Genomic DNA, 25,240 nt, shown 5'->3' on the forward strand with positions numbered 1-25,240 from the left:
TCCCCCTTGCCGAAATACCGTTCCTACCGGCCCGATACCGGCAGATGAAGGGCTACCACAAGGCCGGGGTCGTTGTCTTCCAGCGTCACGCGGCCGCCATGCAGGCGCGCCACGGCGGCGACGAGGCTGAGGCCAAGGCCGGAGCCGGGCGTGTTGCGGCTCGCTTCCAGCCGCACGAAGCGCTCCAGCACATGGCTGCGTTCCGCCTCCGGAATTCCGCCACCGCGATCGGCGACGGACACCACCACGCCGCGTCCCGGCTTTTCCTTGTCCGGCGCCACGGTGACGGTAATCGCCGCATCCTCGCTCTCCGGGGAAACGGGACGGCCATGCTTGAGCGCATTGTCGAGCAGGTTGGCGACGGCCTGAGAGAGAAGCTCGCGATTGCCGCGAATGCTCATGCCTTCCTGCGCCTCGATGCGCAGCGTCAGGTCGCTTTCCTCCGCCACCGGTTCGTAAAGCTCGGCGACATCCTGCACCACATTGGCCGGGTCGACCCATGTCATGCTCTCGCGCAGCGCACCGGCTTCGGCGCGCGCGATCATCAGCAGCGCATTGAAGGTGCCGAGAAGCTGGTCGGCTTCCGAGATCGTCCGCTCCAGCGCCATCCGGTAGTCGGCGGGCGAGCTATCCTGCATCAGCGTCACTTCAAGCCGGTTGCGCAACCGGTTGAGCGGGCTTCTCAGATCGTGCGCGATATTGTCGGTCACCTGACGCATGCCCGTCATCAGCGCCTCGATCTGGTCGAGCATCTCGTTCAGGTTGCGGGCAAGCTGGTCCAGCTCGTCGCCCGAGCCGGAAATGGGCAGGCGCTGCGACAGGTCGCCCTGCATGATGTCACGGCTGGTCTGGTTGATGTCGTCCACGCGCGCCAGCATGTTGCGGCTCATGAAGAGCCCGCCCAGCAGGCCCAGCGCCACGGTGAGCACGATGGCCCAGACGAGCGAATTGGTGATGAGGTCTTCGATCTCGCGCCGCTCCTGCACGTCGCGGCCGACCAGCAGGTAATAGCCCTCCGGCAGATAGAAGGCGCGGGCGCGGGCGGCCTTCACCTCCAGGCTGCCGTCGATGGTCTTGCGCCTATAGTCAAAATCGAACCAGCCGTCGGGACCGGGCCGCACATTGGGTTTGCCGTCGAGCGTCCCGGCCAGCACGCGGCCTGCCGGATCGAGCACGAGATAGATGCTCTGGCCGGGGTCGCGCGATCGCTGAATGACGGTGTGCACGAGAAGCGGTAGCCCGCCTTGCGCATATTGCTCGGCGAGACCGGTAATCTCCGCCTGGACGGCCTCGTCGGTCTGGCGGCCCAGAAAGCCCGCCGTGTTCCAGTAGACATAGGCGAGCACCGTGATCGCGGAGGCCGCGAACAGCGCCAGATAGATGACCGCCAGGCGGAAGGTCGATGTCCTGAGAAGGTTAGTCTGCAGCACGTAGCGAATACCCGGCCCCTCGGATCGTGTGCAGGAGCGGCTGTTCGAAATTCTTGTCGATCTTGGCTCTCAGCCGCGAAATATGCACGTCGATCACATTGGTTTGCGGGTCGAAATGATATTCCCAGACATTCTCGAGCAGCATCGTCCGGGTGACCACCTGTCCCGCATGTTTCATCAGATACTCTAGCAGACGAAACTCGCGGGGCTGCAAATCGATATCCTGGCCTTCCCGCGTCACCTTGCGGGCCAGCAGGTCGACTTCCAGATCGCCGACCTGAAGGCGCGTGCGCACCTGGTCGGGATTGGCGCGCCGCACCAGCACCTCGATGCGCGCCAGTAGTTCCGCAAAGGCATAGGGCTTGGTGAGATAGTCGTCGCCGCCGGCCTTCAGGCCCTTGATGCGGTCGTCCACCTCGCCCAGCGCGGACAGAAAGAGCACCGGGGTGCGGTTTCCTTCCTCGCGCAATGTTTCCACCACGCTCAGCCCGTCGCGCTTGGGCAACATTCGATCGACGATCATCACGTCGAAGGAGCCGGAAAGCGCGAGCGTCAGGCCTTCTTCGCCATCGGCGGCATGGTCCACGATATGGCCGCTTTCCTTCAGACCTTTCACGACATAGGCCGCCGCTTCCAGATCGTCCTCGATCACCAGTATCCGCATGAACTTTCCTCACATGAGCGCGGGCCGGTGCGCGATGCACCGGCCCGCCTCAGGGCTTACTTCTTTTCCTTGACCGAGAGCGCCACGAAGCGCTGCTGGTCGTCATTGCGCAGCAGGAGCATCACGGAGCTCTTGCCGCCATCTCGCGCGGCCTTCACCGCCGACACCACGTCTTCGGGCTTCTTCACATCCTTGCCCGAGACATTGACGATGACATCGCCGGGACGAACACCCTTTTCGGCTGCGTCGCTGTCGCCGTCGACATCGGTCACGGTGACACCGTCATCGCCAGCGGTGAGCGAAAGGCCCAGCGTATCCACGCTGCCCTGTCCCTGGGGCGAGTTGCCGCCACCGGAGGACAGATCGACATTGTCGGGATAGGTGCCGATCTTGACCGTGATCGTCTTTTCGCGGCCGTCCCGCCAGATCCGCAGCGGCGTCTTCTGGTCCGGCTTGAGGTCGGCGACCTCGCGCGTCACGTCGCGCACGTCGTCCATCTTCTTGCCGTTGACGGCGAGGATCACGTCGCCTGCCTTGACGCCGTATTTCTGCGCGGGACCATCCTTCGTGACCTGCGCCACAAGCGCGCCCTTGGGCTCCTTGAGCTGCAGGCTCGACGCCATGTCCTTATCGACGGGCTGGATCACCACACCGAGCCAGCCGCGCGTCACCTTGCCGTCGTCCTTCAGGTCTTCCACCACCTTTTCGGCCATGGCCGAGGGAATGGCGAAGCCGATGCCGACACTGCCGCCCGTGGGCGAGAAGATGGCCGTGTTCACGCCCACCACATTGCCATGCACGTCGAAGGTCGGACCGCCGGAATTGCCCTTGTTGATGGGCGCGTCGATCTGGATGAAATCGTCATAGGGGCCGGCGCCGATCTCGCGTCCGCGCGCGGAAACGATACCTGCGGTCACCGAGCCGCCAAGGCCGAAGGGGTTGCCCACGGCAAGCACCCAGTCGCCCACGCGCAGACCGTCGGAATCGCCGAACTTCACGAAGGGAAGCGGCTTCTTCGGCTCGACCTTGATGAGCGCGAGGTCGGTCTTGGGGTCCGTGCCGATGAGCTTGGCCGGCAATTCGTCGCCATTCTTGCGGATGACGGTGATCTTGGCGTTTTTCAGCTTCTCCTTGGCTTCGCCGCCGACCACGTGGTTGTTGGTCACGACATAGCCGTCGGCGGAAATGATGAAGCCGGAGCCCAGCGCCCGCGCCTTGCGGGTGAGCGGCTTGCCGTCCTTACCCTTGGGCTGCAGGTCGCGGAAGAATTTTTCAAACGGGCTGCCGGGCGGGAAAGGCAGGTCGGGCATGCCGTTGTTCTGCACTTCCTCTTCGGCATCCACGCGGATCGACACCACGGCGGGGCTTACCTTCTCCACCAGATCGGCAAAGGAAGGCAGAGACTGAAGAGCTGTTTTGGACGGTGCTGCGGCCTGCGTGTTCAGCGGCTCCTGAGCAAGCGCGGGCGCGGCCTGAAGACCGATAAGCCCTGCGACGGCAAATGCGGCGACCGTCAGGCGCGTCTTGCGTGCCGGCATTTTCGCCGTGCTCCGTCCGCCTGTTTCTTCGGCGTATTCCATACTGGATAACTCCTGTCACTTCGATGAGTGTTGCCTCGCCCGGTCTTTCCATTCCGGGTCCGTGATCTTCCACCCCTGCCAGATCCGGCGGGATACCCGTCTGCTCTCTACCGGAGAGCATGCTTTCCACTACCTTTCTCAATCATGAAAGGGTTGTTACAAGCTGGTAACAATCAATAATGGCGTCAGCGTGACGGGCCTAACCGACAATTTTGGTCGGAATATGCATTTCATGCGTGATGGTCCGGTGAACCGGACATTTGTCGGCGATTTCCAGCAGCTTCTGGCGCTGCGCCTCGTCCAGATCGCCGGTGACGGTAATGTCGCGCGTCAGCACCTCGATCATGCCCGTCTCGGTTTCGCAGTCCGCGCAGTCTTCCGCATGGACGCGCTTATGGGTGAGATCGACCCTGACGCGCTCCAGCGGCCATTTCTTGCGGTCGGCATACATACGCAGCGTCATGGAGGTGCAGGCGCCCAGTGCCGCGAGCAGCAGGTCATAGGGCGTGGGACCGCTGTCCATGCCGCCCAGATCTTCCGGTTCGTCCGCCGTCAGCACATGGTCGCGCATGGCGATACGCTGCTGGAGTTTGCCCGCGCGCGTTTCCTCCACGCGAACCACCCCGTCCTCCAGCGGCTCCATCGCACCCTCATGGCCTTTATCGTCGATGAAGCGCGACGCCCAGGCGCTCAGCACATCGGCGACATAGACCGCGTCCTTCCGGCGGCTCAGAAGATGGTCCGCATCGTCCAGCGAGACGAAACTCTTGGGGTGCTTTGCCGCAGCGAAAATTTCGGTCGCATTGTCGATGGAGACGATCTCGTCCAGCGGCGCATGGAAAACGATCAGCGCCTTATTCATATGGGCGATCTCGCCGGCAAGCGTCCGGCCTTCTATGTCGTCGAGGAACTGCTTGCGGATGCGGAACGGCCTGCCGGCCAGCAGCACCTCCGCCTCGCCGGCGCTTTCGATCTTGTCCAGACTATCGCGGAGATGCGCCTTCACATGTTCCGCACTGTAGGGCGCGGATATGGTCGCCACCGCGCGCGCTTCCGGTACGCGACGCGCCGCCGCCAGCACCGCCGCGCCGCCTAGGCTGTGACCGATGAGAAGCGCGGGCGCTTCATATTCCTCGCGCAGAAAATCCGCCGCGGCGATCAGGTCCTGCACATTGGAGGTGAAATTCGTATTGGCGAAATCGCCGTCGGAGGCGCCGAGGCCTGTGAAGTCGAAGCGCAGCACGGCGATCCCCCGCGCCGCCAGCGCCTTCGAGACCCGGCTCGCCGCGAAGACATCCTTGGAGCAGGTGAAGCAATGCGCAAACAGCGCATAGGCTCGGACAGGCCCCTTCGGGCTGTCGAGCCTTGCCGCGAGCTCCTCGCCCAGCGCACCCTTGAAGGTGACTTTCTGCGTCTGCGTGGCGTTATCCGTCATGAAGGCCTCTTTCCGTTCGGGACGGTTATTCTAACCGCCACCGGCCCGGAAAACAGGAGCTATTCCGACGGCTCGTCCTTCACGATTTCGTCAAGGCGGCGGCGTTCGGCGTCGCTGAGCGCCGGATTGCCGATCGCATTCTCGTCACGTCGGGAGGAGCGGCGCAGGAAGAGGATGACGCCGATGCCGCCGCCCAGCAGGATCACGCCGGGGCCCAACCAGAGCAACCATGTCGCGGGCTGGAAAGGCGGCTTCATCAGCACGAACTCGCCATAGCGTGCGACGAGATATTGCTTCACTTCCGCGTTGGTATCGCCGGCGAGAATGCGCTTGCGCACCAGCATGCGCAGATCCTTGGCAAGCTCCGCATCGGAATCGTCGATGGATTCGTTCTGGCAGACCATGCAGCGCAGCTCTTTGGAGACTTCGCGCGCCCGCGCTTCGAGCTTTGGATCGGAAAGCTGCTCGTCCGGCGAGACGGCGGCGAACCCCGCAACCGGCGTCAGCGCGAACAGCAATGCGAGAAGGAGCGCCCGGATTTTCATGGCTCACTCCGCGGGCGCGGTAGCATTGCGCCCTTTTGCTTTGGCCCGCTGCGGCGCGCCGACGCGCAACCGCCGGTCGGTCAGCGACACGAGGCCGCCCAGCGCCATCACCATGCCGCCCAGCCAGATGAACGGCGCAAGCGGGTTCACATAGGCGCGCAGGGCCCATTCGCCCGTGCGGTTCCCCTCGCCCAGCACGACATAGAGATCGGAGACCCCCGTCGTGTAGATGGCGGGCTCGGTCTTTTCCTGTCGCTCGGTCGGATAGCGGCGGCGTTCGGGCAGCAGGAAGGTCACGAACTCGCCGTCCCTTTCCACTCGCACCACGCCGGTCGTCGCATCGTAGTTAGGCCCGCCGCGCGTGCCGACCTTTTCAAGCGTCAGCTCATAGCCCGAAATCGAGGTCGTTCCGCCCTCGGGCAAGGCCACGATGCGTTCCGACTTCCAGGCCGTCACACCGACAATGCCCGCCACCGCGATGCCGAGACCGCCATGGGCGAGCATCGTGCCCCATGCGGCGCGCGGCAGGCCGCGGGCGCGGCGCCAGCTTTCGGCTGCGGGCGCGGTGAAGAGTTTTACGCGCCAGGCGATTTCCGACAGCGCGCCGACGACAAGCCAGACGGCGGCGGCCATGCCGATGGGCGCAAGCCACGGCCCGTCGCTCACCACGCCGTAGAGCGTGAGGCAGACGACAAAGGCGGCACCCGCGGCGAAGATCAGGCGCTGCCCGGCTGCGACGAAGTCGCCACGCTTCCAGCTCATCATCGGACCGAACGGGACCATGAAGAGAAGCGGCGCCCAGAGCGGCACGAAGGTCGTGTTGAAGAAGGGCGGCCCCACGGTGATCTTCGGACCGCCAACCGCATCGAGCAGCAAGGGATAGAGCGTGCCGATGAATACCGCCGCGGCCGACGCCGTCAGCAGAAGATTGTTGAGCAGCAACGCGCCTTCGCGGCTGATCGGCGCAAAGAGCCCGCCCGTTTTCAGCATCGGTGCGCGCCAGGCGTATAGCGTCAGCGAGCCGCCCACGAAGACGCCGAGGATCGCCAGCACGAAAACGCCGCGCGCCGGGCTCACCGCAAAGGCGTGAACCGATGTCAGCACGCCGGAGCGCACGAGGAAGGTACCGACCAGCGAGAGCGAGAAGGCGAGGATGGCAAGAAGGATGGTCCAGCTTTTGAGCGCGCCGCGCTTTTCGGCGACGATGGCCGAATGCAGCAGCGCCGTTCCCGCCAGCCATGGCATGAGCGAGGCGTTTTCCACCGGGTCCCAGAACCAGAACCCGCCCCAGCCCAGCGTGTAATAGGCCCACCACGATCCCATCGCGATGCCGATGGTCAGCGCCAGCCAGGCCGCCAGCGCCCAGGGCCTGACCCAGCGTGCCCAGGCCGCATCGACGCGGCCTTCCATCAGCGCGGCGATGGCAAAGCTGAAGGTCATCGAAAACCCGACATAGCCCGCATAGAGCCAGGGCGGGTGAAAGGCGAGCGCGCGGTCCTGCAGAATGGGATTGAGCCCCGCCCCCTCGAAAGGCGCCGGGTCGAGCCGCAGGAAGGGATCGGAGGTGGCGAGAATGAACAGCAGGAAGGCGACGCCGACCGAGCCCTGCACGGCAAGCACGTTCGCCCGCAGGCGGTCGGGCAGGTTACGCCCGAAAAGCGCGACCAGTGCGCCGTAAAGCGCAAGGATCAACACCCAGAGTACCATGGACCCTTCATGATTTCCCCAGACGCCGGAAATCTTGAAGATGAGCGGCTTGTCCACCGCCGAATTATTGGCGACAAGCGCGACGGAGAAGTCGGAGACCACAAAGGCGAGCGTGAGCGCGAGAAAGGCAATGCCGACCAGCATGAGCTGCGTCAGCGCGGCGGGCTTCCCGACGCGCATCATCGCGTGATCGCCCTTCCATGCGCCATAAGCGGGCACGATCATCTGGACAAGCGCCACGGCCAGCGCGAGGACGAGTGCGAAATGGCCTGTCTCGGCGATCACGGATAGCTCCCCTCTCCGTATTTCTCGGTATGCGGTTTGCCGAAATCTTCATCGCCCTGCCAGTCTCCACGCTTCTTCAGCGCGGCGGCCACTTCGGGCGGCATGTATTTTTCGTCATGCTTGGCAAGCACTGTGTCGGCCTTGAAGCTGCCGTCGGGCTCCAGCTCGCCCTCAGCCACCACGCCCTGCCCCTCGCGGAAGAGGTCCGGCAGGATGCCGCTGTAATGAACGCGGATGCTGTCGCCGAAATCGGTGACCGTGAAGCTGACGTCGGTCGAATCCTTCTTGACGACGGAGCCCTTCTCCACGAGCCCGCCCAGCCGCAATCTTTCGCCGGGGCCGATGCCCTTTTCGGCGATGTCGCTGGGGCTGTAGAAGAAGACGATGCTGCTGCTCAGATTGTAGAGCACCAGCCCGACAGCGGCTCCGAGAATGGCCAGTCCGAGGACGATGAAGGCGGCGCGGCGCTGCTTGCGCGTCATATGGGGTCCCATGCTTGCTGGAAGGTCGGGTCTCCGAAAAATCCGGGGCAAGATATAGCGCCCGGACCCCGCTCATCAAAACGCAAATCGTCGCGGTTTGCGCGTTAAGGCCATAGTTTTTCAGGGGTTATTCGCTGTCCGCGCAGGGTGAAAGGCAGGTCCAGCCGCCAATTCTCCTCATCGGCCAGCGCCCGCAGCGCATCCATGCGGTAGACGGTGCGATGGAGCAGGCGATTGGCGTGACCGGCCAGCCAGGCGCGCCGGGTCTGGAGATAGCTCTGCGTCCATTCACGCGCGCCGCAGCTTGCGGGGGTCCCCGCCGCCTCGATCGTGCGGTCGCGCATCCGCGCCCACGAGCCGTGGATGAAGCCGTCGTAGACCGTGGCGACGCTCAGCGCGTCCTCCAGTCCCAGCCGGGCGGCCTCACGTGATGCGGGCGCCCAGTAGAGCCTGTCGAAAAACGCATCCTGCACGTTCCGCATTACGGGGTCCGCTCCCGCCTCACGCAGGCAGGCGCGAAAGACATCGTCCGTATCCAGCGCTTTGTCGCGGGCCGCGAGTTTCGGCAGATAGGGCGCAAGACGCGTGGCGCAGGCCGCATCCGGCGCGGCGCAATAGGCATCGATCAGCTTGTGAAGATTGCCGCTTGCGCGCGTCGTTTGCGACCGTCCATAGGTCAGCCCGCCGCTATCGCCCGCGAGCAGGGTCACGCAGGCATAATCGCCGCGCACATGCCCCGTCTCGAAGACATTGACGATGGCCTGCGCCGTTCGCTTCTGGAGATCGTTCAGCATCATCCGCTCCCTTTCCCGTTCAGACGATCAGGATAGGGAGCGCATGAAAGACGGGGATTAGTTCGCGCCGGGGGGCTGTTGCGTCCGGGCGGCCGCGTCGAGCTGTTTCAGCGCGTCGCGATTATCCGCAAAATGCGCCTTCGCCTTGTTGAGCGCGTCGTCCGCCTTCTCGTCGTCGCCGAGCACCCGATAGGCGCGGATGAGGCGCTGCCAGCCCGCCAGATCGTCGGGCTTGTCCTCCAGCTTCAATGCCAGCCGCGCCACCATGCCTTCGATCATCTGCTGGCGCTGCTCGGGGCTCATTTGCCCCGCCGCGGCGACATCGGCGGCGTTCGGGCCAGGCCCGGCCGTGCCGCTCGGCGGCTGCGCGGTCAGGGTGCCGGACTTCAACTCGGCAAGACGCGCTTTCAGCCCCGGCAGCCAGGGCGCATCCTTCGGCGCCTTGTCGACAAGCTGCTGCCACCGCGTTTCGGCGGCCTTTTTCTTGCCGTCCTCGATGTCGGCGAGGCCGAGATAGTAATTCGCTTTCGGGTGCCCCGGATCGAGTTTCACCGCCGCGCGGAAATCCTCGCGCGCGGCATCGGTCACCTCGCCGCGCGCCCCGAGCACGCGCAACTGTCCGCGCTCGGCGTAAAGGTCGGCGCTCTCGCCCTTGATCGCCATCAATCTGCTGACGGCGTCGATGGCTTTATCCGCCTGACCGATGCGCATATAGGCGGGCGCCAGTACCGCCCAGCCCTGCGCGTCGTCGGGATGTTGCTTCAGATGCCGCTCCACCTTGGCGATGAGGCCCGGCAGCGGCAGCTCCTGCGCCGGCTTGTCGAGGCGCGCGAGCAGCGGCTGATCGGGAATTTCGGGCGAGCCGCGCGTGAGATAAATGCCGAGCGAGAAAAGCGGCACCAGGACGATGATGCCCAGCGCAACCCATTTGCGTGTGCCCGGACCAGCGGCTTCGTCCGGTTCGCCCTTGCGGGCTTCCTCGTCGGCGGCAAGCAAACGCCGGGACACTTCCAGCCGCGCGGATTCCGCTTCCGCCTCGCCGATGGTGCCGCGCGCCAGGTCGCGGTCGATTTCGGCAAGCTGGTCGCGATAAAGCGTCACCTCGAATTCCGCTTCCGAGGCGGGCTTGTCCTTTGGCGTTGCGATGAGCGGGCGAAGCACCGCCCAGATGGCCGCGCCGGTGAGCACGGCAAAGATGAGCCACACGGCCATGCCTGCAAAATCGAATGCCAAAACTCGTCTCCTCGGGCCGCGTGTGTCTGAACCTGGCTGCTGCCGCCGGGCCCGAGATATAGAGGCTTGAGGCCGTCGCGGAAAGCGGCGAGGCGCCGCAGGCCTTGCGCGGGGCCGCAGCCCGGTTACCCTGCCCCCAGATCGGCCATCAGGGCGATAGTAAAGAAACGTCAAAACCGGACCATCCCATGCTTCGCTATCTGAAAGTGGGCCTTGCGGCCCTTGCAGGCCTCGTCGCCCTTACTCTGGCGGTCATTCTCGTGCGCGGCGCAATGGACGCCCCGGCGGCGGTCGATCCGGCCCCGATTCTCGCCAAGGCGGCAAGCTATGACGCCGAGATCAAGCGGGACGAATACGGCATTCCCCATATTTCAGGGCCGCGCGACGCCGATGTCGCATTCGGGCTCGGCTTTGCCCATTCGGAAGACGATTTTTCCACCATCCAGAATGTCGCCATCGCCACCCGCGGCACGCTGGCCGCCTATCAGGGCAAGAAGGCGGCTATCACCGACTATCTGGTTCGGCTGATGGGTGTGTGGGACGCGGTGAACGCGAATTACGACAAATTGCCGGCGGATGTGCGCAAGGTGCTGGAAGGCTATGCGGAAGGCGTGAATTTCTACGCCGTGAAGCATCCCGACGAAGTGGAACCCGGTTTCCTGCCTTTCACCGGCAAGGATGTGGCGGCGGGGTTCGTGTTCAAGACGCCCTTCTTCTACGGCCTCGACAAGACATTGATCGGCGTTTTCGAAGGCCGTATCGGCGGCAAGTCGAAGGAACTCTCCAAGCAGGAGAAGGATGCCTTCCTGCCGGGCGCCGCGACGCTGCCCATCGGGTCCAACGGCGTCGCCGTCGCGCCCTCACGGTCCGACGACGGCGTGACGCGCCTCCTCGTCAACTCGCACCAGCCCTATGCGGGGCCGGTCGCCTGGTACGAGGCGGAACTCGATAGCGGCGAAGGCTGGCATGTCTCGGGCGGCTTCTTCCCCGGCTCGCCCTTCATGCTGCACGGACATAATGAAAATCTGGGCTGGGCCAACACCGTCAACGAGCCCGATCTCGTCGACATCTACAGGCTCACGATCAACCCGGACAATGAGAACCAGTATCTTCTCGACGGCAAGTGGCGCGATTTCGAAAAGGAAACCGCCGAGATCAAGGTCGATCTCTGGGGCCCCTTCTGGTGGACGGTGGAGCGCGACGTGCTGCGCTCCGAACATGGCCCGGTCCTGAAAACGCCTAATGGCTATTTCGCCGTACGCTTTGCGGGCATGGGCGAGTACCGGCAGGTGGAGCAGTATTACCGTCTCGACAAGGCAAAAACGCTCGACCAGTTCCTCGATGCGCTGCGGCTGCAGGCGCTGCCCAGCATCAATTACGTCTATGCGGATCGCGACGGCAACATCGCCTATATCTATAATGGGCAGTTCCCCGAGCGGAAGCCCGGCTTCGACTGGAAGGGCGTGCTGCCGGGCGACCGGTCGGACCTGATCTGGCACTCTTATGTGCCCTTCGACAAAATCCCGAAATACATCAATCCGGAAAGCGGCGTGCTCTTCAACGCCAACAACACGCCTTTCCGCGCGACGACGCCTTCCTCTGATCTCGACCCGTCCGCCTTTCCCGACTGGATGGGTATTCAGACCGACATGACCAATCGCGCCTACCGGATGGAGGAAACCTTCGGGTCCGACCCGCAGATCACGCGGGAGGAATTCCGGACGTATAAATTCGACGTCACCTATTCGGAAAAATCGGAGATGGCGAAGCTCCTGAAGCAGGTTCTGTCCGTCGATCCGGGCGACGACAGCGACCTTGCCGAGGCGCAGGACATCCTGCGTCGCTGGGACATGCGCGCAACGAAAGACAGCCGCGGCGCAGCGCTCGCCATTCTGATGGCCGAGCCGGTGGTTCATGCGCGCATCGTCAAGGAGCCGGTTCCCGATCCGATGGACACGCTGCATGACGCCATCAAGCGGCTGAAGGAGCATTTCGGGCGGCTCGATCCGGAATGGGGCGAGGTCAACTGCATCATCCGCGGCGATGTCGACCTGCCGGTCGCCGGCGGGCCGGATCTTCTGCGCGCCATCTATGCGAAAAAGCTCGACGACGGACGGCTCAAGGCCATCGGCGGCGACACGCTTTTCATGTTCGTGGAATGGGACAAGGACGGCAAGGTCAGCTCACGCAATGTCAGCCAGTTCGGCAGCGCCATGACCCGTCCTTCTTCGCCGCATTACGCGGACCAGACGCCGCTCTATGCCAACGAGGAAATGCGGCCCGAACTTTTCACGGATGCCGAATTGGAAGGGCATGTGCAGGAGGCCTATCGGCCCGGCGAACGGAACGGCGAGACCGCGCCCGCGGATTGACGCGCCTCAGGCGGTATCCCGGTCGAGGCGATGGGCGACGCATTCGATCGGCAGGTCGACATGCACGGTGGTTCCGACATCGGGGGCGCTTTCGATGGAAAGCGTGCCGCCATGCAGTTCCGTCAGATGTTTGGCGAGCGGCAGGCCGAGCCCCGTTCCCTCATGGCTGCGCGACAGCGTGCCGTCGAGCTGGCTGAAGGGAGCGAGCGCCCTGGGAATGTCGTCCGCCTCCATACCGATGCCGCGATCGGCGACCGATATGCGAAGGGAATCGCTCCTCAACCCGGCGCTGACCGTCACGCTGGAACCGGCGTGAGAGAACTTCACCGCATTGGCGATGAGATTGATGAGGACCTGCTTCAGGGCGCGCTCGTCGACGACGACGGTGAGCGGCGGGTCCGGCAGAACGCAATTGAGGGTGATGTCCGCCTTTTCGGCGCGGTGCCGCACCAGCCGCAGGGCGGAAGAGACGATCGGATTGAGGTCCGCCTCGTCCTCATGAAGCTTGAAGTGGCCGGCCTCGATTTTCGACAGGTCCAGAATATCGTTGATGAGTGTGAGGAGATGCACACCGCTATCGTGAATATCCTCGGCATATTCCCGGTAGCGCGGCGAGCCGACCGGACCGAAGAGTTCGTTCTGCAAGGCCTCGGAAAAGCCGATAATGGCGTTGAGCGGCGTCCTCAGCTCATGGCTCATATTTGCAAGGAATTCGGATTTGGACCGGCTGGCCTCATTGGCCATGTCGCGCGCCTGGCGCAGCGTGTCGAGCTGGCGGCGCTTTTCGGTCACGTCCTGAAGCCCCACCAGAACGGAACGGCGGCCCTTGAACCCTACGGGCGCGACCGACACGGCCACCCAGATCCGGGTTCCGTCGAAGCGGATCAGCTCGACTTCCTTTCCCGCGCCGCGCCCGCCGCTTTCGGCAACCATGCGCAGCGAGGGGACGACATCGCCATTGGGGAAAAAGCTTGAAACGTTCAGCTTGCTGTCCCCGTCCCTCTCATAGCCCACCAAGGCCTGCGCGGCGCTGTTTGCCTGGATCACTTCGAGGCTGCGCGGATCCACCAGTGCGAGCGGCTGGGGCGCATTGAAGAAGAGGCTCTCGAAACTCTCTTCCGACGCGCGCATGGCCTGCTCGGCCTCGCGGCGGACATCGATCTCATGGGTGAGCTGTTCGTTCAGTTCGTCCTGCTGGCGCATGGTCAGATAGGCTTCGCGGCGCAGCCGGTTATTGGCGCGCACGATCTGGACGCCGATGGCATTGGCGGCGATCAGAAGCAGCGCATTCTGGAGCAGCGTCGCCGGGTCGTAATTGCCGAGCGCCGGCGCCACCAGAATCGCACCGAATGTCAGCACCAGAGACGCCGCGAGATTGCGCGACAGCTTGGTCGGCACGCCGACATAGAAAGCGAAGAGCACCACGACGATGCTCATGATGCCCGTGCTGTAATCCGTGCTGTCCCACCAAAGGGAAAAGGGCGCGATGGTGGCGACCAGAAACTGCGACAGGGTGAGCGCGACGAACAGTCCGTTCAGCTGCCCGGGCCTCCTGAACAGCTTGAGAGCCGCCACAAGCAGCAGGAGCGCGGCCAGGCGCCCGGTCATCACCAAAAAGAAGAGCGGTGTCGGTCCATGGGTAACAAGGTCGAACGCCCCCCAGATGACGAACACGTAGCAACCATAAAGGGTGGCACGAACCCGCGCCCGCAGGTCGTTCAGGTTGGCTCGCAGGAACTTTTCTTCGAGCGCCGCGTCGGCGAATTCGCCCGTCCAGCGGAAGAACACCGGATCGCGGGTGACGCCGGTCGCGGCCGTCGGTCGAATCATGCGCTTCATTGTGGCGCCAATGGTCATGGCACACTCCCTTCGCGGCGAACGCTCGCCTTCTTCACCCCCTCCGGCATGACGCGATCCGCCCGTTCTCCTCCGCAGCTTCTCGAAAACGCGGGAAGAAACGAGCGTCAGGCACATCGCCGCCGGCGTCCGGCCGCACACAACTTTCCGGACGCCTGGAAACCCTAGGGAATAACCCTAAACAAATGGCAAAACAGCTATTGCGCTTCTGGCCACCGGCGACCCGGGCGCTTATCGTGCGAAAAAACGCGGACCGGCGCGGTTAAAGACCGGTCCGACTAAGGGAGGGTTCTCAGCAATGGATCAAAACGGCACGGTACCGCCGCTTCTCGAAGGCGTCAGAGTGCTCGATTTCGGGCGCTACATCGCCGGCCCCTATTGCGCGGCGCTGCTGGGCGATCTCGGCGCGGAAGTCATCCGGGTGGAAAAGCGCGACGGCAGCGAAGACCGGTTCGTGCAGCCCGTCGTGCCGGGAGCCGCGGCGGGCGATGGCGGCGAAGGCGCCATGTATCTGCAAATGAACCGGAACAAGCGCGGCCTCACACTCGACCCGATGAACGAGAAAGGCCGGGAGGTCGTGAAGAAGCTCGTCGCCACCGCCGATGTCGTGGTCGCCAACCTGCCGCCTGCGACGCTGAAGGCCATGGGGCTCGACTATGACAGCCTGAAGGCGGTGAAGCCCGATATCATCCTCACCACCGTTTCCGCCTTCGGCCATGGCGGCCCCTATAGCGAGCGGACGGGATTCGACGGCGTTGCGCAATCCATGGTGGGCGCGTCCTACCTCACCGGCCATCCCGACGAACCGATGAAGTCCTACGCCCCCTGGGTGGATTTCGGCACCGCTTCGCTCTCGGCGTTCGGCACGATGGCGGCATTGATGGAGCGGGCGCGCTCCGGCGAGGGACAAATCGTGGAAGGATCGCTTCTGTCGACCGCGCTTTCCTTTTTCAATTTTCATCTGATCGAACAGCAGATGCGGCAGATCGACCGCGTCGCCATCGGCAATCGCAGTCCCTATGCCGGTCCCGCCGACATCGTGCCGACAAAGGATGGCTGGATCCTCGTGCAGGTGATCGGCCAGCCGCTTTTCAAACGCTGGGCGCGGCTGATGGGCGAGCCGGAAAAATGGCTCGACGATCCACGCTTCAAGGACGACATCTCGCGCGGCGACCATGGCGAGATTCTCTCTCAGCGCACGCGGGAATGGGCGGGCGAACGCACCACCGAAGAAGCGCTCGCCGAACTCGAAGCCGCGCGCATTCCCGCCGGGCCGGTCTATTCGCCGCAACAGGCGCTGGACGACCGGCATATTCAGGCGATGGGCTATCTCAATCCCATGCCCTTTCCCGGCATGAACGGTCCTGCGCCGATTGCCGAAACGCCGGTGCGCCTGTCGCGCACGCCGGGCAAGCTGAGCCAGCGCGCGCCGCAGCTCGGCGAACATACCGACACCATTCTCGCCTCGCTCGGCTACACTCCCGAAGAGATCGGCGCCATGCGTGACGACGGTACGATCTGAGCGAAAGGGAAACCTCATGTCCGACAAACTCGCCGCCCTCCCCCGCAAGCGGCTGGCGCATCTGCCAACGCCGCTGGATGAACTCCCCCGCCTGCGCGAGGCGCTGTCGGAGATGACGGAGAACGGCGTGCCCCGGCTTTTCATCAAGCGCGACGATTGCACCGGGCTCGCCTTTGGCGGCAACAAGACGCGCAAGCTCGAATTCCTGATCGGCGAGGCGCTGGCGCAAGGCTGCGATACCGTCATCACGGCGGGCGCGGCCCAGTCGAACCATGCACGCCAGACGGCAGCGGCGGCGGCCGCCGCGGGACTCGATTGCGTTCTCGTGCTGTTCGATACCGTGCCCTATCAGGGTCGCGACTACCGCCGCTCCGGCAACCTGCTTCTGGACGATCTTCTCGGCGCGCGCGTGATCGTGGAGGCCTCGGACGCCGATCCGGTGAAGGTCTTCGAGCGGGTCATGCAGGAGCTCGCCTCGCAGGGTCGCAAGGCCTATTTCGTGCCTGTCGGCGGGTCCAACGTCACCGGCACGATGGGCTATGTGAATGCCTATCTGGAGCTGGCCGACCAGCTCGAAGCGCTCGGGATTGCGGCAAGCCATATCGTTCACGGCTCGTCGAGCGGCGGCACGCAGGCCGGTCTCGTAGCCGGGCAGATGCTGCGTCCCGGCGGCCCGGCGGTGCTGGGCATCAATGTCTATCGCGACGATACGCAGGCCATGGCCAATGACATCCATGCGCTCGCAGTCAAGACGGCGGAAGCGCTTGGGGCGGACCTGCCGCCGAATGACGTCGTGGCGCTGGAAGCGGGCTATCTCGGAGACGGATACGGCGTTCCCACCGCGCAGATGCGCCGGGCGGTCGAAACGCTGGCGCGTCTGGAAGGCGTCTTCCTCGACCCGGTCTATTCGGGCAAGGCGATGGCGGGTCTGATCGGCCTCATCCTCGACGGGCGCATGCGCGCGGAAGACAATGTGGTGTTTCTGCATACCGGCGGTGCGCCGGGGCTCTTTGCCTATGCGGAAGAATTTTCGGACCGTTAGTCCACCCCGCTTCGTCATGGCCCGACTTGTTCGGGCCATCCACGCCTTCCCTCTTTGACGCAAAGACGTGGATGCCCCGCATGAAGCGGGGCATGACGGGATAGAAAGACACCGAAATCTCTGTTCGTCAGCCCTGGGCGGCGGCCAGGCCGCGGCGGCGCAGAATATCGGCCTGATCGGTATAGCCGAGTTCTTCGCGGAAATGCGCCACCAGCTCCAGATAGAGGGAGGCGTGCTCGCGCTGCTCGCCGTCCGACAGACGCAATTCTTCGAGCAGACGATCCTCATAGGCATCGAGATAGGCGGTGACCTGCTTGCTGACGCTGCAGCAATGGCTTTGCGCGCCCACCGCCTCGGCATAGGGCGTTATGCCATGCAGGAAATGCACGGCGGCAATCGCCTTGTCGCTGCGTTCTTTCGACGGGGCATCCGCGATATCGGGCCGCTGGGGCGCGCCCCGGCCATAGACGCCCATTTGCTGCAAGGGCAGCGCCCGCACCAGTATGAGTTCGATGCGCGACAGCTCTTCGGCCAGCGCGACGGAGAATTTGGCGCGGGCGCCGAGCAGACGCTGCCCCCATTCGCCGCAACGGCGCAGGTCGATTTCCGTCGTGAGCCCTTTTGACAGGCACGTGAAGCGCTTCACGTCCTCCAGCAGCTTTTCCAGATCCGTGCGGCCCGGACGCGCGGCTTCCGCCTCGGCTGCGATGGTTTCCATTTCCGACAGAATATCCTCGCCGAGCACGGCAAGTTCCGTCCGGCTGATAAGAATGTCGTTGCGCTGGTGAGCAATGCGACGCGCCAGGCGCAGCACCTGATGAGGCTCACGCAGACGGCCCGCCACGCCATAGGCAATGTAGATGGCGCGCTCCGGCGCCTCTTCGCTCACCTCGTCATAAAGTTCCCGGACCTGCTTCACCATCGTCTCATCGAGGTTCTCGATGGGCTTGGGCAGCATCTTCTGGAGCTTTATCATCGCCGGCGCGATCGCCAGCACATCGGCAATTTTTCGGGCATCGTCGAGCCCCTCTTCGCCCGACAGCCGGCGCTCAAGCTCCCGGCAATAGGCGGTATCCTTTCTCGCCCGCTCGATTTCGGCGCGCATGGCGCGTGAGGCCGATTCATGCATCACCGACACGGCGGCTTCGAGACCGGCCTTGTCGCCTTCCAGCGTCTTTTCCGTCACATGACGACAGAGATCGGGCAGCGCGTCGGGCAGAAGATCGTTTTCGAGCCAGGCCCAGACCAGCGCGATGGCGCTGCGCGAAATCTGGCCCCGTCGCGGGCGCACACCGTCCGTAACCAGAAGATCTTCGAAAGGCTGACAGAAATGGCGCATGGGATCGGGCAGGCCCGGACGCTCTCCGCCGATTGTGGCGAGGAGCGGACGCAGCGCGGAAATCAGCTCATCGAACGGCAGCCCTTTGGTGCCGCGCAGCTTTTCGCGCTCCAGCCCGTAGGCGAGCTTCAGCAGAGTCGGCTCGGGCAGTTTTTCGAGATACTGCGCCAGCTTCCTGCTCAAGCCTGTATCGGCCGTGCTCTCCATTGATCCGTTCCGCCACCTGAAACAGCAACGCGGACGGCGCTCAGACATCTCGCCCGCAAGGCAGCAACGCTAGGGCTTTATATTTAACATTTGGTTCCCGACGCATGGATGACAACACTGCGACGGAAAACCGAAGACAGGAATTTTTACTCCGCGATCCGGACGGCCGCCGAAAATGCAAACGGTACTAAACGTTTACGGGCAGCCCGAAATTATCTCGAACACTGTCCAGATTTCGATTCGCGACGACGATTATTCGGTGATAGCGTTAACAACTGGACATCTCCGGTGATCCGGGGGTGCCCTGATTACTTACTTACTGAAGGCTATCGACGCATATGGCTACCGGAGTCGTTAAGTGGTTCAACGCCACAAAAGGTTATGGGTTCATCGCACCGGAAGACGGCGGCAAAGATGTGTTCGTACACATCTCGGCTGTTGAACGTGCCGGACAGAAAACACTGCAGGAAGGCCAGTCCATCCAGTACGAACTGGTGGAAGGCCGAAACGGTCGTTTCTCTGCCGAGGAACTCGTTATCGGCTGACACAGCCGCTGACAAGACCTCCGGCCGGGTTTCCCGGCCCTACAAGTTCGAGACCCCCCACCCCCAGCTGGGGGGTCTTTCTTTTGTCACGGGCCGCCGGTGGCTCCCCGGTCATGATCGTCGTCATGACCGTCCGGCGAGACCGGCATTACCCGCAAAGACCGGACCGATGAAAGACCCTGAACGCTTTCGATCGGTCTATGGTCGCCGGGAATGTTTCTGGATTGCGCCATGATCAGCCCAAGTCTGCTTCAAAACCGGATAGAAAGTTTCATCTGGGAACCGACGGATGAAGACCAGCCGCTCTGGCGCCGGGTCGCGGTCACGTCGCTGCGGATTTCATGGGTCGTCATTCGCGACCTGCTTGCGGGCTCGCTCAATCTCAGGGCGATGAGCCTTGTCTATACGACGCTTCTCTCCATCGTCCCGGCGCTGGCCATCGGCTTTGCCGTCGCCCGCGCCTTCGGCTTCGACAGCTATATCGAAGGCATGCTCGCCGACTTCCTCTCCCCGCTCGGCGCCCAGGGCGCGGAGGTCACGCAGCGCATGATGGAATTCGTGCAGCGCGTAAATGCGAATGTGCTGGGAACCGTCGGCTTCGCCTTCCTGCTCTATACCGTCATCTCGATGATCAAGAAGGTGGAAGAAGCCTTCAATTCGATCTGGCATGTCGAGGCGAGCCGCTCGATCGCGCAGCAATTCACCGAGCTCGTCAGCATGGGCGTGCTCGGGCCGATCGTCGCCTTCACCTTCGCAGGCATCGCGGCGGGGGCGCTCTCCAATTCCCTGGTCGGATCCGTCATCGAATGGGCCCCTGTGCGCTTCGTCGTCGAGCAGTCGAGCCGGGCGGTCCCCTATGTCATCCTGATCAGCGCCTTCACCTTCGTCTATGCGCTGGTTCCCAATACGCGGGTGCGGCTTTCCTCCGCCTTTGCCGGGGCCACGGTGGCGGGCATCACATGGGGCGCGGTCGGCTGGGGGTTTGCGACCTTCGTGGTGAAGTCCGCTCAGACGGTCGCCATCTATTCCGCCTTTGCCAGCCTCGTCATGTTCATGTTCTGGCTCTATGCGGCCTGGCTGATCCTGCTCGGCGGTTGCGCCATCTCCTTCTATTTCCAGAACCGACGGCACCTCTCGCCCGTCGCAGGCATCGGCTATCTCAACTCCGCCCAGCTTGAGCGGATGTCGGTTCAGGCCCTGCTGCTCATTCACGAATCCTTCGCCAGGGGGCACACGCCCTGGACCGAGGAAACGCTGTCCAAGCGGCTGCATCTGCCGATGGAGGCGGTCGGGCAGATTTCGCGGGCGCTGCGCAAGGCGGGGCTCCTGAACCTCACCGGGGACAGCCCTGCCCGCCTGGTGCCCGGCAAACCGAGCGACAAGACCAGTATCACCGATGTGATCTCCGCCGTGCGGCACCGCAAAACCGCGGATCAGGCGATCCCGTCGAGCAGCTTCGCAAAGGAGCCTCGTGTGGAAAAGCTCTTCACCCGGCTTTCGGAGCGGGAAGAAGAGATTACCGACGACATCACCATGCAGACCCTGATCGATCAGGACGAGAAAGCCGCCGATCCGGTGAAACCGCGCGCGGTCAGCGGCAATTGATTCGTCTTTTTCGTCCTTAATGCGCAGCCGCCATGCGGCTCGCGGCGCCTGTGGCGCGCAGACCCGAACACTCCGGTAAATTATCCGGCGGCGTCCGCCTACGGAAAATCCCCAAAATACGCGCCTTTGTTTCCACTGGATGGTGTGTTTTGAAACTTGTCACATACATCCCCTTGACGCGGGCCGTGTCCGGATTCACGGTTAAGTCCCGTGTTCAACAAGGAAAGGAGGTGATCCGATGTCTAACGGTTTAGTGACACCGTTTGCCATCGCCCGGATATCGATTCCGACTCAGGATCGTGAGGCGAGGTGGACAAGGACGGACACTTCCGGGACCCTTTCCGCCTAGCTCATTTTCCATTCGCCGCCCCGCAGGGCGGCAGTCGACCGACATCCGGCACGCAGACGGGGCGGCCTGACGACAGCACAAATAGCAGGTCGCGTCGCAACCGTTCCGAACTGGCCGCCGCACTCCCTTATGGGGAATGCGGCGGCCTTTTCATTTTCGAGGAGATGTCCGGACAGAGAACCGGTACGTCTACGGACGATCAGTTGACGATCTGCCAGGTGCCGTCCTGCATGCGGCAGGCCGTGCCATGGGCATTGCGGGCGCGGTTGTTGATATAGATCGTCTGCTCATATTCGCGGCAATGGCGGCCACCGCGATTATAGCTGGCAGCCGGTGTCACATAGCCGTAATTGCCGCTATCAGGATTGCGCCACCGCGTGCGGCTTCCGCCGGCCAGCGCGTCATAGGAGGCACGCTCGACATAGGGACGGTCGCGGCGATCCAGGTTGCTGGCAATGTTTTTGCCCAGCATGGCGCCGACCAGCACGCCCGCGCCGGTGGTGAAGAGCTTGCCGTCGCCGCCGCCGAACTGCGAGCCGAGCAGACCGCCGATCAAGGCGCCGCCGATGGCGCCGATCATATCCTTGCCGCGGTCGTTGCTGTCGTCGCGATAGTTATCGTCGTAGCGCCGGTCGTAACGGCTGTCGTAGCGATTGTCATAGCGCTGCTGGTCGTAGCGATTGTTGTACTGGTCGTAGGAGTAGCGCGGACCGGCATTGGCCATGGTGGTCGCTGCGGACATGCCGAGGATCAGGGCCACAGCGGTCGCGGCTTTGGAGATACGAGAGAAAGTCATTTCGGCACCCCTTTCGATGTCGTGCCTGCCGGACATCCGGCAGCTCATGGGGGTACATTATCGGGGGGTGCTTGAGCGGGCCCTGAATGCGGCGTTCATCCGCCATTCAGCTTCTCAAAACCAGTTGGCAGAAAGGCATGGCTTCTTCCCCAACCATGAATGTCACCCCGGGCTTCGTCCCGGGGTCCAGGGCCGCAAGGCAAAGAGTTTGTCGCTCTGGATCCCGGCACAAGGCCGGGATGACACCAGATGGATTGGAACTGCCTACTCCCCCGCTTGCGGCAGCCGCACCTCGGCGCGGAGACCGCCGGACGCTGCATCGGCGAGCGTCAGGTCGCCGCCGTAAAGCTCCACGATTTCCGTCACGATGGAGAGACCGAGGCCGGAGCCAGGCTTCGATTCATCGAGCCTCCCGCCGCGCTTGAGCGCCGCCTCGCGCTTTTCCGCCGGCAGGCCCGGCCCGTCATCCTCGATGGCGAGCAGAAAGAACGGCCGCCCCTTGCGGCGCTCGGCATGCGGCGTCAGCTCCACCCGCACAGCGCTCTCCGCCCATTTGCAGGCATTGTCGAGGAGATTGCCCGCGATCTCTTCCAGGTCCTGCGCTTCGCCGCGAAATCCGATCCCGTCGGGCATGGTAAGATCGATCCGGATACCGCGTTCCGCATAGATGCGCTCCAGCGTCCGGGCGAGGCGCTTCATCACCTCCGAGGCGTCGCTATGGGCGCCCAGCACATTGGCCGACGCCGCCATGCGGGCCCGCGCCAGATGATGGTCGATCTGCTCGCGCATCTGGCTCGAGGTCTTCTCGACTAGACCGCCGAATTCGTTTTTCTGCGCGCGGGCTTCGTTGGAAAGGATGCTGAGCGGCGTCTTCAACGCATGGGCAAGATTGCCGACATGGGTCCGCGCGCGTTCCAGCACTTCCCGATTGCCGTCCAGCAGGCCGTTCAGTTCCTCGGCCAGCGGTTCGATCTCGCTCGGGAACTCGCCTTCCAGCCGCGTCGCCCGGCCGGAGCGGATATTCGCAAGCGACAGGCGCACCCTGTCCAGCGGTTGCAGGCCGAAACGCACCTGAATGAGAAGCGCGCCCAGCAGCACAATACCGAGCACACCCATGGAGGCGGCGACCCATCCATTGAAATGGGCGATATCCCCTTCCAGTTCCGCACGGTCGGCCGCGACGGCGAAAGAGACCGGCACATCATATCCGGGCAGCGAGATACGCCGCTCCAGCACGCGCAGATGCTGGCCTTCCGGCCCGGTCGTCCCGAAGGCCTTGATACCGTTCTCGCCGCGCTCGACTTTCTTGCCTGCGTCAATATCGAGCTTCTGGTCGAAGAGGGAGCGCGAGCGCAGGGGCGCGCGCGGGGCCAGCGGGGCAATCTGCCAGTAAAGGCCCGAATAGGCGAAATCGAAGCGGCTTTCGCTCAGCTGGCGCGAGCGTTCCAGCTTGCCGTCGGGCGAGACATCGGTACTGGCGATGAGGCTGTCCAGCATGGAGGCGAGCCGCGCATCGAAGCTGCGCTCGACCGAGCCCCTGAACAATGTGGAGAGAATGATCCCGCCCGCCACGAGGACGATGGAACTCCAGAAGGCCGCGCCTGCGACGAGGCGGAACGCGAGGCTGCTAGACCGCATCTTCCGGTGCCGTCAGGCGGTAGCCGAGGCCCCGCACGGTCTCGATGAGATCCTTGCCGAGCTTGCGGCGCAGGCGGCCAACGAACACTTCGATCGTGTTCGAATCCCGGTCGAAATCCTGGTCGTAGAGATGTTCGACCAGTTCGGTCCGCGAGATGACGCGGCCCTGATGATGCATCAGATAGGAGAGCAGCCTGTATTCCAGCGAGGTGAGTTTCACCGCCTTGCCGTTCACCGTCACGCGCGACGTCCGCGTGTCGATCATCAGCGGGCCGCATTCCAGTTCGCTGGAGGCATGGCCCGCCGCGCGGCGCAGCAGCGCGCGAAGCCGCGCCAGCACTTCCTCCATATAGAAGGGCTTGGCCACATAATCGTCGGCGCCCGCGTCGAAGCCCGCGACCTTGTCCGACCAGCGGTCGCGCGCAGTCAGGATCAGCACGGGCATGGTCTTGCCGTCGCGCCGCCATTTTTCGAGTACGGTCACGCCGTCCATTTCCGGCAGGCCCAGATCGAGCACGACGGCGTCATAGGGTTCGGTATCGCCGAGGAAATGGCCCTCTTCACCGTCTGTGGCGCTGTCGACCACATAGCCGGCTTCCTGAAGCGCGCTGACGAGCTGCCTTTTCAGATCCGGATCGTCTTCCACCACCAGAAGCCGCATGGGTCTCTCCTATCTCGCGCCGAGGATCTTGCCGGAGCGGGCATCGACGGTGATGATCTTAACGCTGCCATCATTCATGCGCATCTTTACCTTGTAGACGGCGCGTCCTCCCGCCTGAATGAGACGCGAATCCAGATGCTGTCCGGGAAAACGCGCCCGCACGCGCGGCAGGATCTGCTCCAGCGACAGCACGTTTCCCGCCTTCACCGCATTGCGCGCATTGTCCTGATCGGACCGTGCATCGTAAAGCGGCCGGCTCACATAGCCCTGGGCGCGCGGCCAGGCCGCCGCCCCGCTGCCGAAAGACACTCCATCGGCCCGGGCGGCGCTGGCGGACACGGCAAATGCCGCCGCCAGCAGCGCAATCTGCGCGGCCTTGGCCATGAAGCGATATGTGGACTGCGAAATCATGGAGGGAGCCTAAACCGTCCTCACTGAACCCGGGATGAACGGCAGGTTACGCCCCATTCAAAGGGTCAGAACCCCTCGAAGGACACGATTTCCTCGAGCGGCGCGCGATCCGTCCGGAGCCGGTTGATGGGCGCGTTTTCGTCCATATAGCCAAGCCCCATACCGCAGAACAGCATAAGCTCTTCGGGCATGTCCACAAATTCGACAATGGTCTTGTGCCAGATCGCCCAGGCTTCCTGCGGCGCGGTGTGGAGCCCGTATTCGCGCGCCAGCAGCATGACCGACTGCATGAACATGCCGAGATCGGCCCACTGGCCGAGCCCCATCTGGCGGTCGATGGCAAAGAAGAGCGCGACGGGTGCGCCGAAAAACTCGAAATTTCTGGAAAACTGCTGGAGCCGGCCCGCCTTGTCCTCGCGCGCCACGCCGATGGAGGCATACATGTCCTCGCCGCATTTGAAGCGGCGGCTGCGATAGGGGTCGGTCAGGCCCTTGGGATAGATGTCGTATTCCGTCCCCTCGCCGAAGGGATTGTCCTTCGCCTTGTCGCGGATGATCCCCAGAAACTCTTCGAGCTTCTTTCCCGTCAGCGCATAGACATGCCAGGGCTGCAGGTTGCCGCCCGACGGCGCATATTTCGCCGTTTCGAGCAGCTCGCGCAGCGTCGCTTCCGGCACGGGCTTGTCCTGAAAGGCGCGGCAGGTGATGCGCGTTTTCAGCGCTTCGGACACATTCATGGGG

Annotated in this window: 21 protein-coding genes; 5 read left to right on the forward strand and 16 right to left on the reverse strand. The window is 63.6% G+C overall.

The window, feature by feature from the left end; all coding sequences use genetic code 11:
• Positions 1 to 23: 23 nt before the first annotated feature.
• The 9 genes from ACSSVQ_RS04420 to ccmI form a co-directional block, all read right to left on the reverse strand.
• The gene (locus ACSSVQ_RS04420; protein WP_454180997.1) at positions 24 to 1,430 is read right to left on the reverse strand and encodes an ATP-binding protein; all 1,407 of its coding nucleotides are present in this window, start codon (positions 1,428 to 1,430) and stop codon (positions 24 to 26) included.
• Positions 1,417 to 2,094 (reverse strand): response regulator transcription factor, encoded by a 678-nt coding sequence (locus ACSSVQ_RS04425; RefSeq protein WP_167094173.1) that lies wholly within the window; start codon positions 2,092 to 2,094, stop codon positions 1,417 to 1,419. The genes ACSSVQ_RS04420 and ACSSVQ_RS04425 overlap by 14 nt, the downstream gene beginning before the upstream one ends.
• Before the next feature lie 56 nt (positions 2,095 to 2,150).
• The gene (locus ACSSVQ_RS04430; protein WP_454180998.1) at positions 2,151 to 3,674 is read right to left on the reverse strand and encodes a DegQ family serine endoprotease; all 1,524 of its coding nucleotides are present in this window, start codon (positions 3,672 to 3,674) and stop codon (positions 2,151 to 2,153) included.
• 199 nt (positions 3,675 to 3,873) lie between these two features.
• Entirely contained in the window at positions 3,874 to 5,109 is a 1,236-nt protein-coding gene (locus tag ACSSVQ_RS04435; RefSeq protein WP_454180999.1) for a bifunctional alpha/beta hydrolase/OsmC family protein, read from the reverse strand.
• 59 nt (positions 5,110 to 5,168) lie between these two features.
• Positions 5,169 to 5,654, reverse strand: coding sequence for a cytochrome c-type biogenesis protein (locus ACSSVQ_RS04440; protein WP_454181000.1), 486 nt, complete (start codon positions 5,652 to 5,654; stop codon positions 5,169 to 5,171).
• A 3-nt stretch (positions 5,655 to 5,657) separates the two neighbouring features.
• Positions 5,658 to 7,646 (reverse strand): heme lyase CcmF/NrfE family subunit, encoded by a 1,989-nt coding sequence (locus ACSSVQ_RS04445; RefSeq protein WP_454181001.1) that lies wholly within the window; start codon positions 7,644 to 7,646, stop codon positions 5,658 to 5,660.
• The gene (gene ccmE / locus ACSSVQ_RS04450; protein ID WP_454181002.1) at positions 7,643 to 8,128 is read right to left on the reverse strand and encodes a cytochrome c maturation protein CcmE; all 486 of its coding nucleotides are present in this window, start codon (positions 8,126 to 8,128) and stop codon (positions 7,643 to 7,645) included. The genes ACSSVQ_RS04445 and ccmE overlap by 4 nt, the downstream gene beginning before the upstream one ends.
• 104 nt (positions 8,129 to 8,232) lie before the next feature.
• Complete coding sequence (locus ACSSVQ_RS04455) at positions 8,233 to 8,922, reverse strand: chitosanase (RefSeq protein WP_454181003.1); 690 nt, start codon at positions 8,920 to 8,922, stop codon at positions 8,233 to 8,235.
• Between the two features lie 57 nt (positions 8,923 to 8,979).
• A complete protein-coding gene (gene ccmI, locus ACSSVQ_RS04460) occupies positions 8,980 to 10,155 on the reverse strand; it encodes a c-type cytochrome biogenesis protein CcmI (protein ID WP_454181004.1) in 1,176 nt (391 codons plus the stop codon).
• A 188-nt stretch (positions 10,156 to 10,343) separates the two neighbouring features.
• Between ccmI and ACSSVQ_RS04465 the strand changes: the two genes are divergently transcribed.
• Positions 10,344 to 12,527: an acylase gene (locus ACSSVQ_RS04465; RefSeq protein ID WP_454181005.1), complete on the forward strand. Its 2,184-nt coding sequence runs from the start codon at positions 10,344 to 10,346 to the stop codon at positions 12,525 to 12,527.
• Between the two features lie 6 nt (positions 12,528 to 12,533).
• Here the strand turns inward: ACSSVQ_RS04465 and ACSSVQ_RS04470 are convergent, their stop codons facing one another.
• Entirely contained in the window at positions 12,534 to 14,357 is a 1,824-nt protein-coding gene (locus tag ACSSVQ_RS04470; RefSeq protein ID WP_454181006.1) for an ATP-binding protein, read from the reverse strand.
• A 325-nt stretch (positions 14,358 to 14,682) separates the two neighbouring features.
• Here ACSSVQ_RS04470 and ACSSVQ_RS04475 point away from each other — a divergent pair, with 325 nt between their 5' ends.
• Both ACSSVQ_RS04475 and ACSSVQ_RS04480 read left to right on the forward strand, forming a co-directional pair.
• A complete protein-coding gene (locus ACSSVQ_RS04475; RefSeq protein ID WP_454181007.1) occupies positions 14,683 to 15,906 on the forward strand; it encodes a CaiB/BaiF CoA transferase family protein in 1,224 nt (407 codons plus the stop codon).
• Between the two features lie 16 nt (positions 15,907 to 15,922).
• Positions 15,923 to 16,948 (forward strand): D-cysteine desulfhydrase family protein, encoded by a 1,026-nt coding sequence (locus ACSSVQ_RS04480; protein ID WP_454181008.1) that lies wholly within the window; start codon positions 15,923 to 15,925, stop codon positions 16,946 to 16,948.
• Positions 16,949 to 17,075: 127 nt separating this feature from the next.
• Here ACSSVQ_RS04480 and ACSSVQ_RS04485 read toward each other — a convergent pair whose 3' ends face one another.
• Positions 17,076 to 18,494 (reverse strand): hypothetical protein, encoded by a 1,419-nt coding sequence (locus ACSSVQ_RS04485; RefSeq protein WP_454181009.1) that lies wholly within the window; start codon positions 18,492 to 18,494, stop codon positions 17,076 to 17,078.
• 338 nt (positions 18,495 to 18,832) lie between these two features.
• On the opposite strand from ACSSVQ_RS04485, the gene ACSSVQ_RS04490 reads away from it, so the two are divergent.
• Positions 18,833 to 19,039, forward strand: a complete 207-nt coding sequence (locus ACSSVQ_RS04490; protein ID WP_167094146.1) for a cold-shock protein — start codon at positions 18,833 to 18,835, stop codon at positions 19,037 to 19,039.
• 231 nt (positions 19,040 to 19,270) lie between these two features.
• Positions 19,271 to 20,644 carry a YihY/virulence factor BrkB family protein gene (locus ACSSVQ_RS04495; RefSeq protein ID WP_454181010.1) on the forward strand — a complete coding sequence of 458 codons (1,374 nt, stop codon included), beginning with the start codon at positions 19,271 to 19,273 and terminating at the stop codon, positions 20,642 to 20,644.
• A gap of 548 nt (positions 20,645 to 21,192) precedes the next feature.
• Here the strand turns inward: ACSSVQ_RS04495 and ACSSVQ_RS04500 are convergent.
• The 5 genes from ACSSVQ_RS04500 to ACSSVQ_RS04520 form a co-directional block, all read right to left on the reverse strand.
• Positions 21,193 to 21,789 carry an RT0821/Lpp0805 family surface protein gene (locus ACSSVQ_RS04500; protein WP_454181011.1) on the reverse strand — a complete coding sequence of 199 codons (597 nt, stop codon included), beginning with the start codon at positions 21,787 to 21,789 and terminating at the stop codon, positions 21,193 to 21,195.
• Between the two features lie 264 nt (positions 21,790 to 22,053).
• Positions 22,054 to 23,427: an ATP-binding protein gene (locus ACSSVQ_RS04505; RefSeq protein WP_454181012.1), complete on the reverse strand. Its 1,374-nt coding sequence runs from the start codon at positions 23,425 to 23,427 to the stop codon at positions 22,054 to 22,056.
• Complete coding sequence (locus ACSSVQ_RS04510) at positions 23,417 to 24,088, reverse strand: response regulator (RefSeq protein ID WP_454181013.1); 672 nt, start codon at positions 24,086 to 24,088, stop codon at positions 23,417 to 23,419. Before ACSSVQ_RS04510 ends, ACSSVQ_RS04505 begins: the two co-directional genes overlap by 11 nt.
• Before the next feature lie 9 nt (positions 24,089 to 24,097).
• Positions 24,098 to 24,499 carry a PepSY domain-containing protein gene (locus ACSSVQ_RS04515; protein ID WP_293326413.1) on the reverse strand — a complete coding sequence of 134 codons (402 nt, stop codon included), beginning with the start codon at positions 24,497 to 24,499 and terminating at the stop codon, positions 24,098 to 24,100.
• 65 nt (positions 24,500 to 24,564) lie between these two features.
• Positions 24,565 to 25,236: a nitroreductase gene (locus ACSSVQ_RS04520; RefSeq protein WP_454181014.1), complete on the reverse strand. Its 672-nt coding sequence runs from the start codon at positions 25,234 to 25,236 to the stop codon at positions 24,565 to 24,567.
• Positions 25,237 to 25,240 lie beyond the last annotated feature (4 nt).

The sequence above is a fragment of the Parvibaculum sp. MBR-TMA-1.3b-4.2 genome (assembly GCF_053628815.1).

Coding starts and splice junctions, on each gene's coding strand:
- ACSSVQ_RS04425 (WP_167094173.1), bottom strand. CDS start 2,094: ATGCGGATACTGGTGATCGAGGACGATCTGGAAGCGGCGGCCTATGTC.
- ACSSVQ_RS04430 (WP_454180998.1), bottom strand. CDS start 3,674: ATGGAATACGCCGAAGAAACAGGCGGACGGAGCACGGCGAAAATGCCG.
- ACSSVQ_RS04435 (WP_454180999.1), bottom strand. CDS start 5,109: ATGACGGATAACGCCACGCAGACGCAGAAAGTCACCTTCAAGGGTGCG.
- ACSSVQ_RS04440 (WP_454181000.1), bottom strand. CDS start 5,654: ATGAAAATCCGGGCGCTCCTTCTCGCATTGCTGTTCGCGCTGACGCCG.
- ccmE (WP_454181002.1), bottom strand. CDS start 8,128: ATGACGCGCAAGCAGCGCCGCGCCGCCTTCATCGTCCTCGGACTGGCC.
- ACSSVQ_RS04455 (WP_454181003.1), bottom strand. CDS start 8,922: ATGCTGAACGATCTCCAGAAGCGAACGGCGCAGGCCATCGTCAATGTC.
- ACSSVQ_RS04465 (WP_454181005.1), top strand. CDS start 10,344: ATGCTTCGCTATCTGAAAGTGGGCCTTGCGGCCCTTGCAGGCCTCGTC.
- ACSSVQ_RS04470 (WP_454181006.1), bottom strand. CDS start 14,357: ATGATTCGACCGACGGCCGCGACCGGCGTCACCCGCGATCCGGTGTTC.
- ACSSVQ_RS04475 (WP_454181007.1), top strand. CDS start 14,683: ATGGATCAAAACGGCACGGTACCGCCGCTTCTCGAAGGCGTCAGAGTG.
- ACSSVQ_RS04480 (WP_454181008.1), top strand. CDS start 15,923: ATGTCCGACAAACTCGCCGCCCTCCCCCGCAAGCGGCTGGCGCATCTG.
- ACSSVQ_RS04485 (WP_454181009.1), bottom strand. CDS start 18,494: ATGGAGAGCACGGCCGATACAGGCTTGAGCAGGAAGCTGGCGCAGTAT.
- ACSSVQ_RS04490 (WP_167094146.1), top strand. CDS start 18,833: ATGGCTACCGGAGTCGTTAAGTGGTTCAACGCCACAAAAGGTTATGGG.
- ACSSVQ_RS04495 (WP_454181010.1), top strand. CDS start 19,271: ATGATCAGCCCAAGTCTGCTTCAAAACCGGATAGAAAGTTTCATCTGG.
- ACSSVQ_RS04500 (WP_454181011.1), bottom strand. CDS start 21,789: ATGACTTTCTCTCGTATCTCCAAAGCCGCGACCGCTGTGGCCCTGATC.
- ACSSVQ_RS04505 (WP_454181012.1), bottom strand. CDS start 23,427: ATGCGGTCTAGCAGCCTCGCGTTCCGCCTCGTCGCAGGCGCGGCCTTC.
- ACSSVQ_RS04510 (WP_454181013.1), bottom strand. CDS start 24,088: ATGCGGCTTCTGGTGGTGGAAGACGATCCGGATCTGAAAAGGCAGCTC.
- ACSSVQ_RS04515 (WP_293326413.1), bottom strand. CDS start 24,499: ATGATTTCGCAGTCCACATATCGCTTCATGGCCAAGGCCGCGCAGATT.
- ACSSVQ_RS04520 (WP_454181014.1), bottom strand. CDS start 25,236: ATGAATGTGTCCGAAGCGCTGAAAACGCGCATCACCTGCCGCGCCTTT.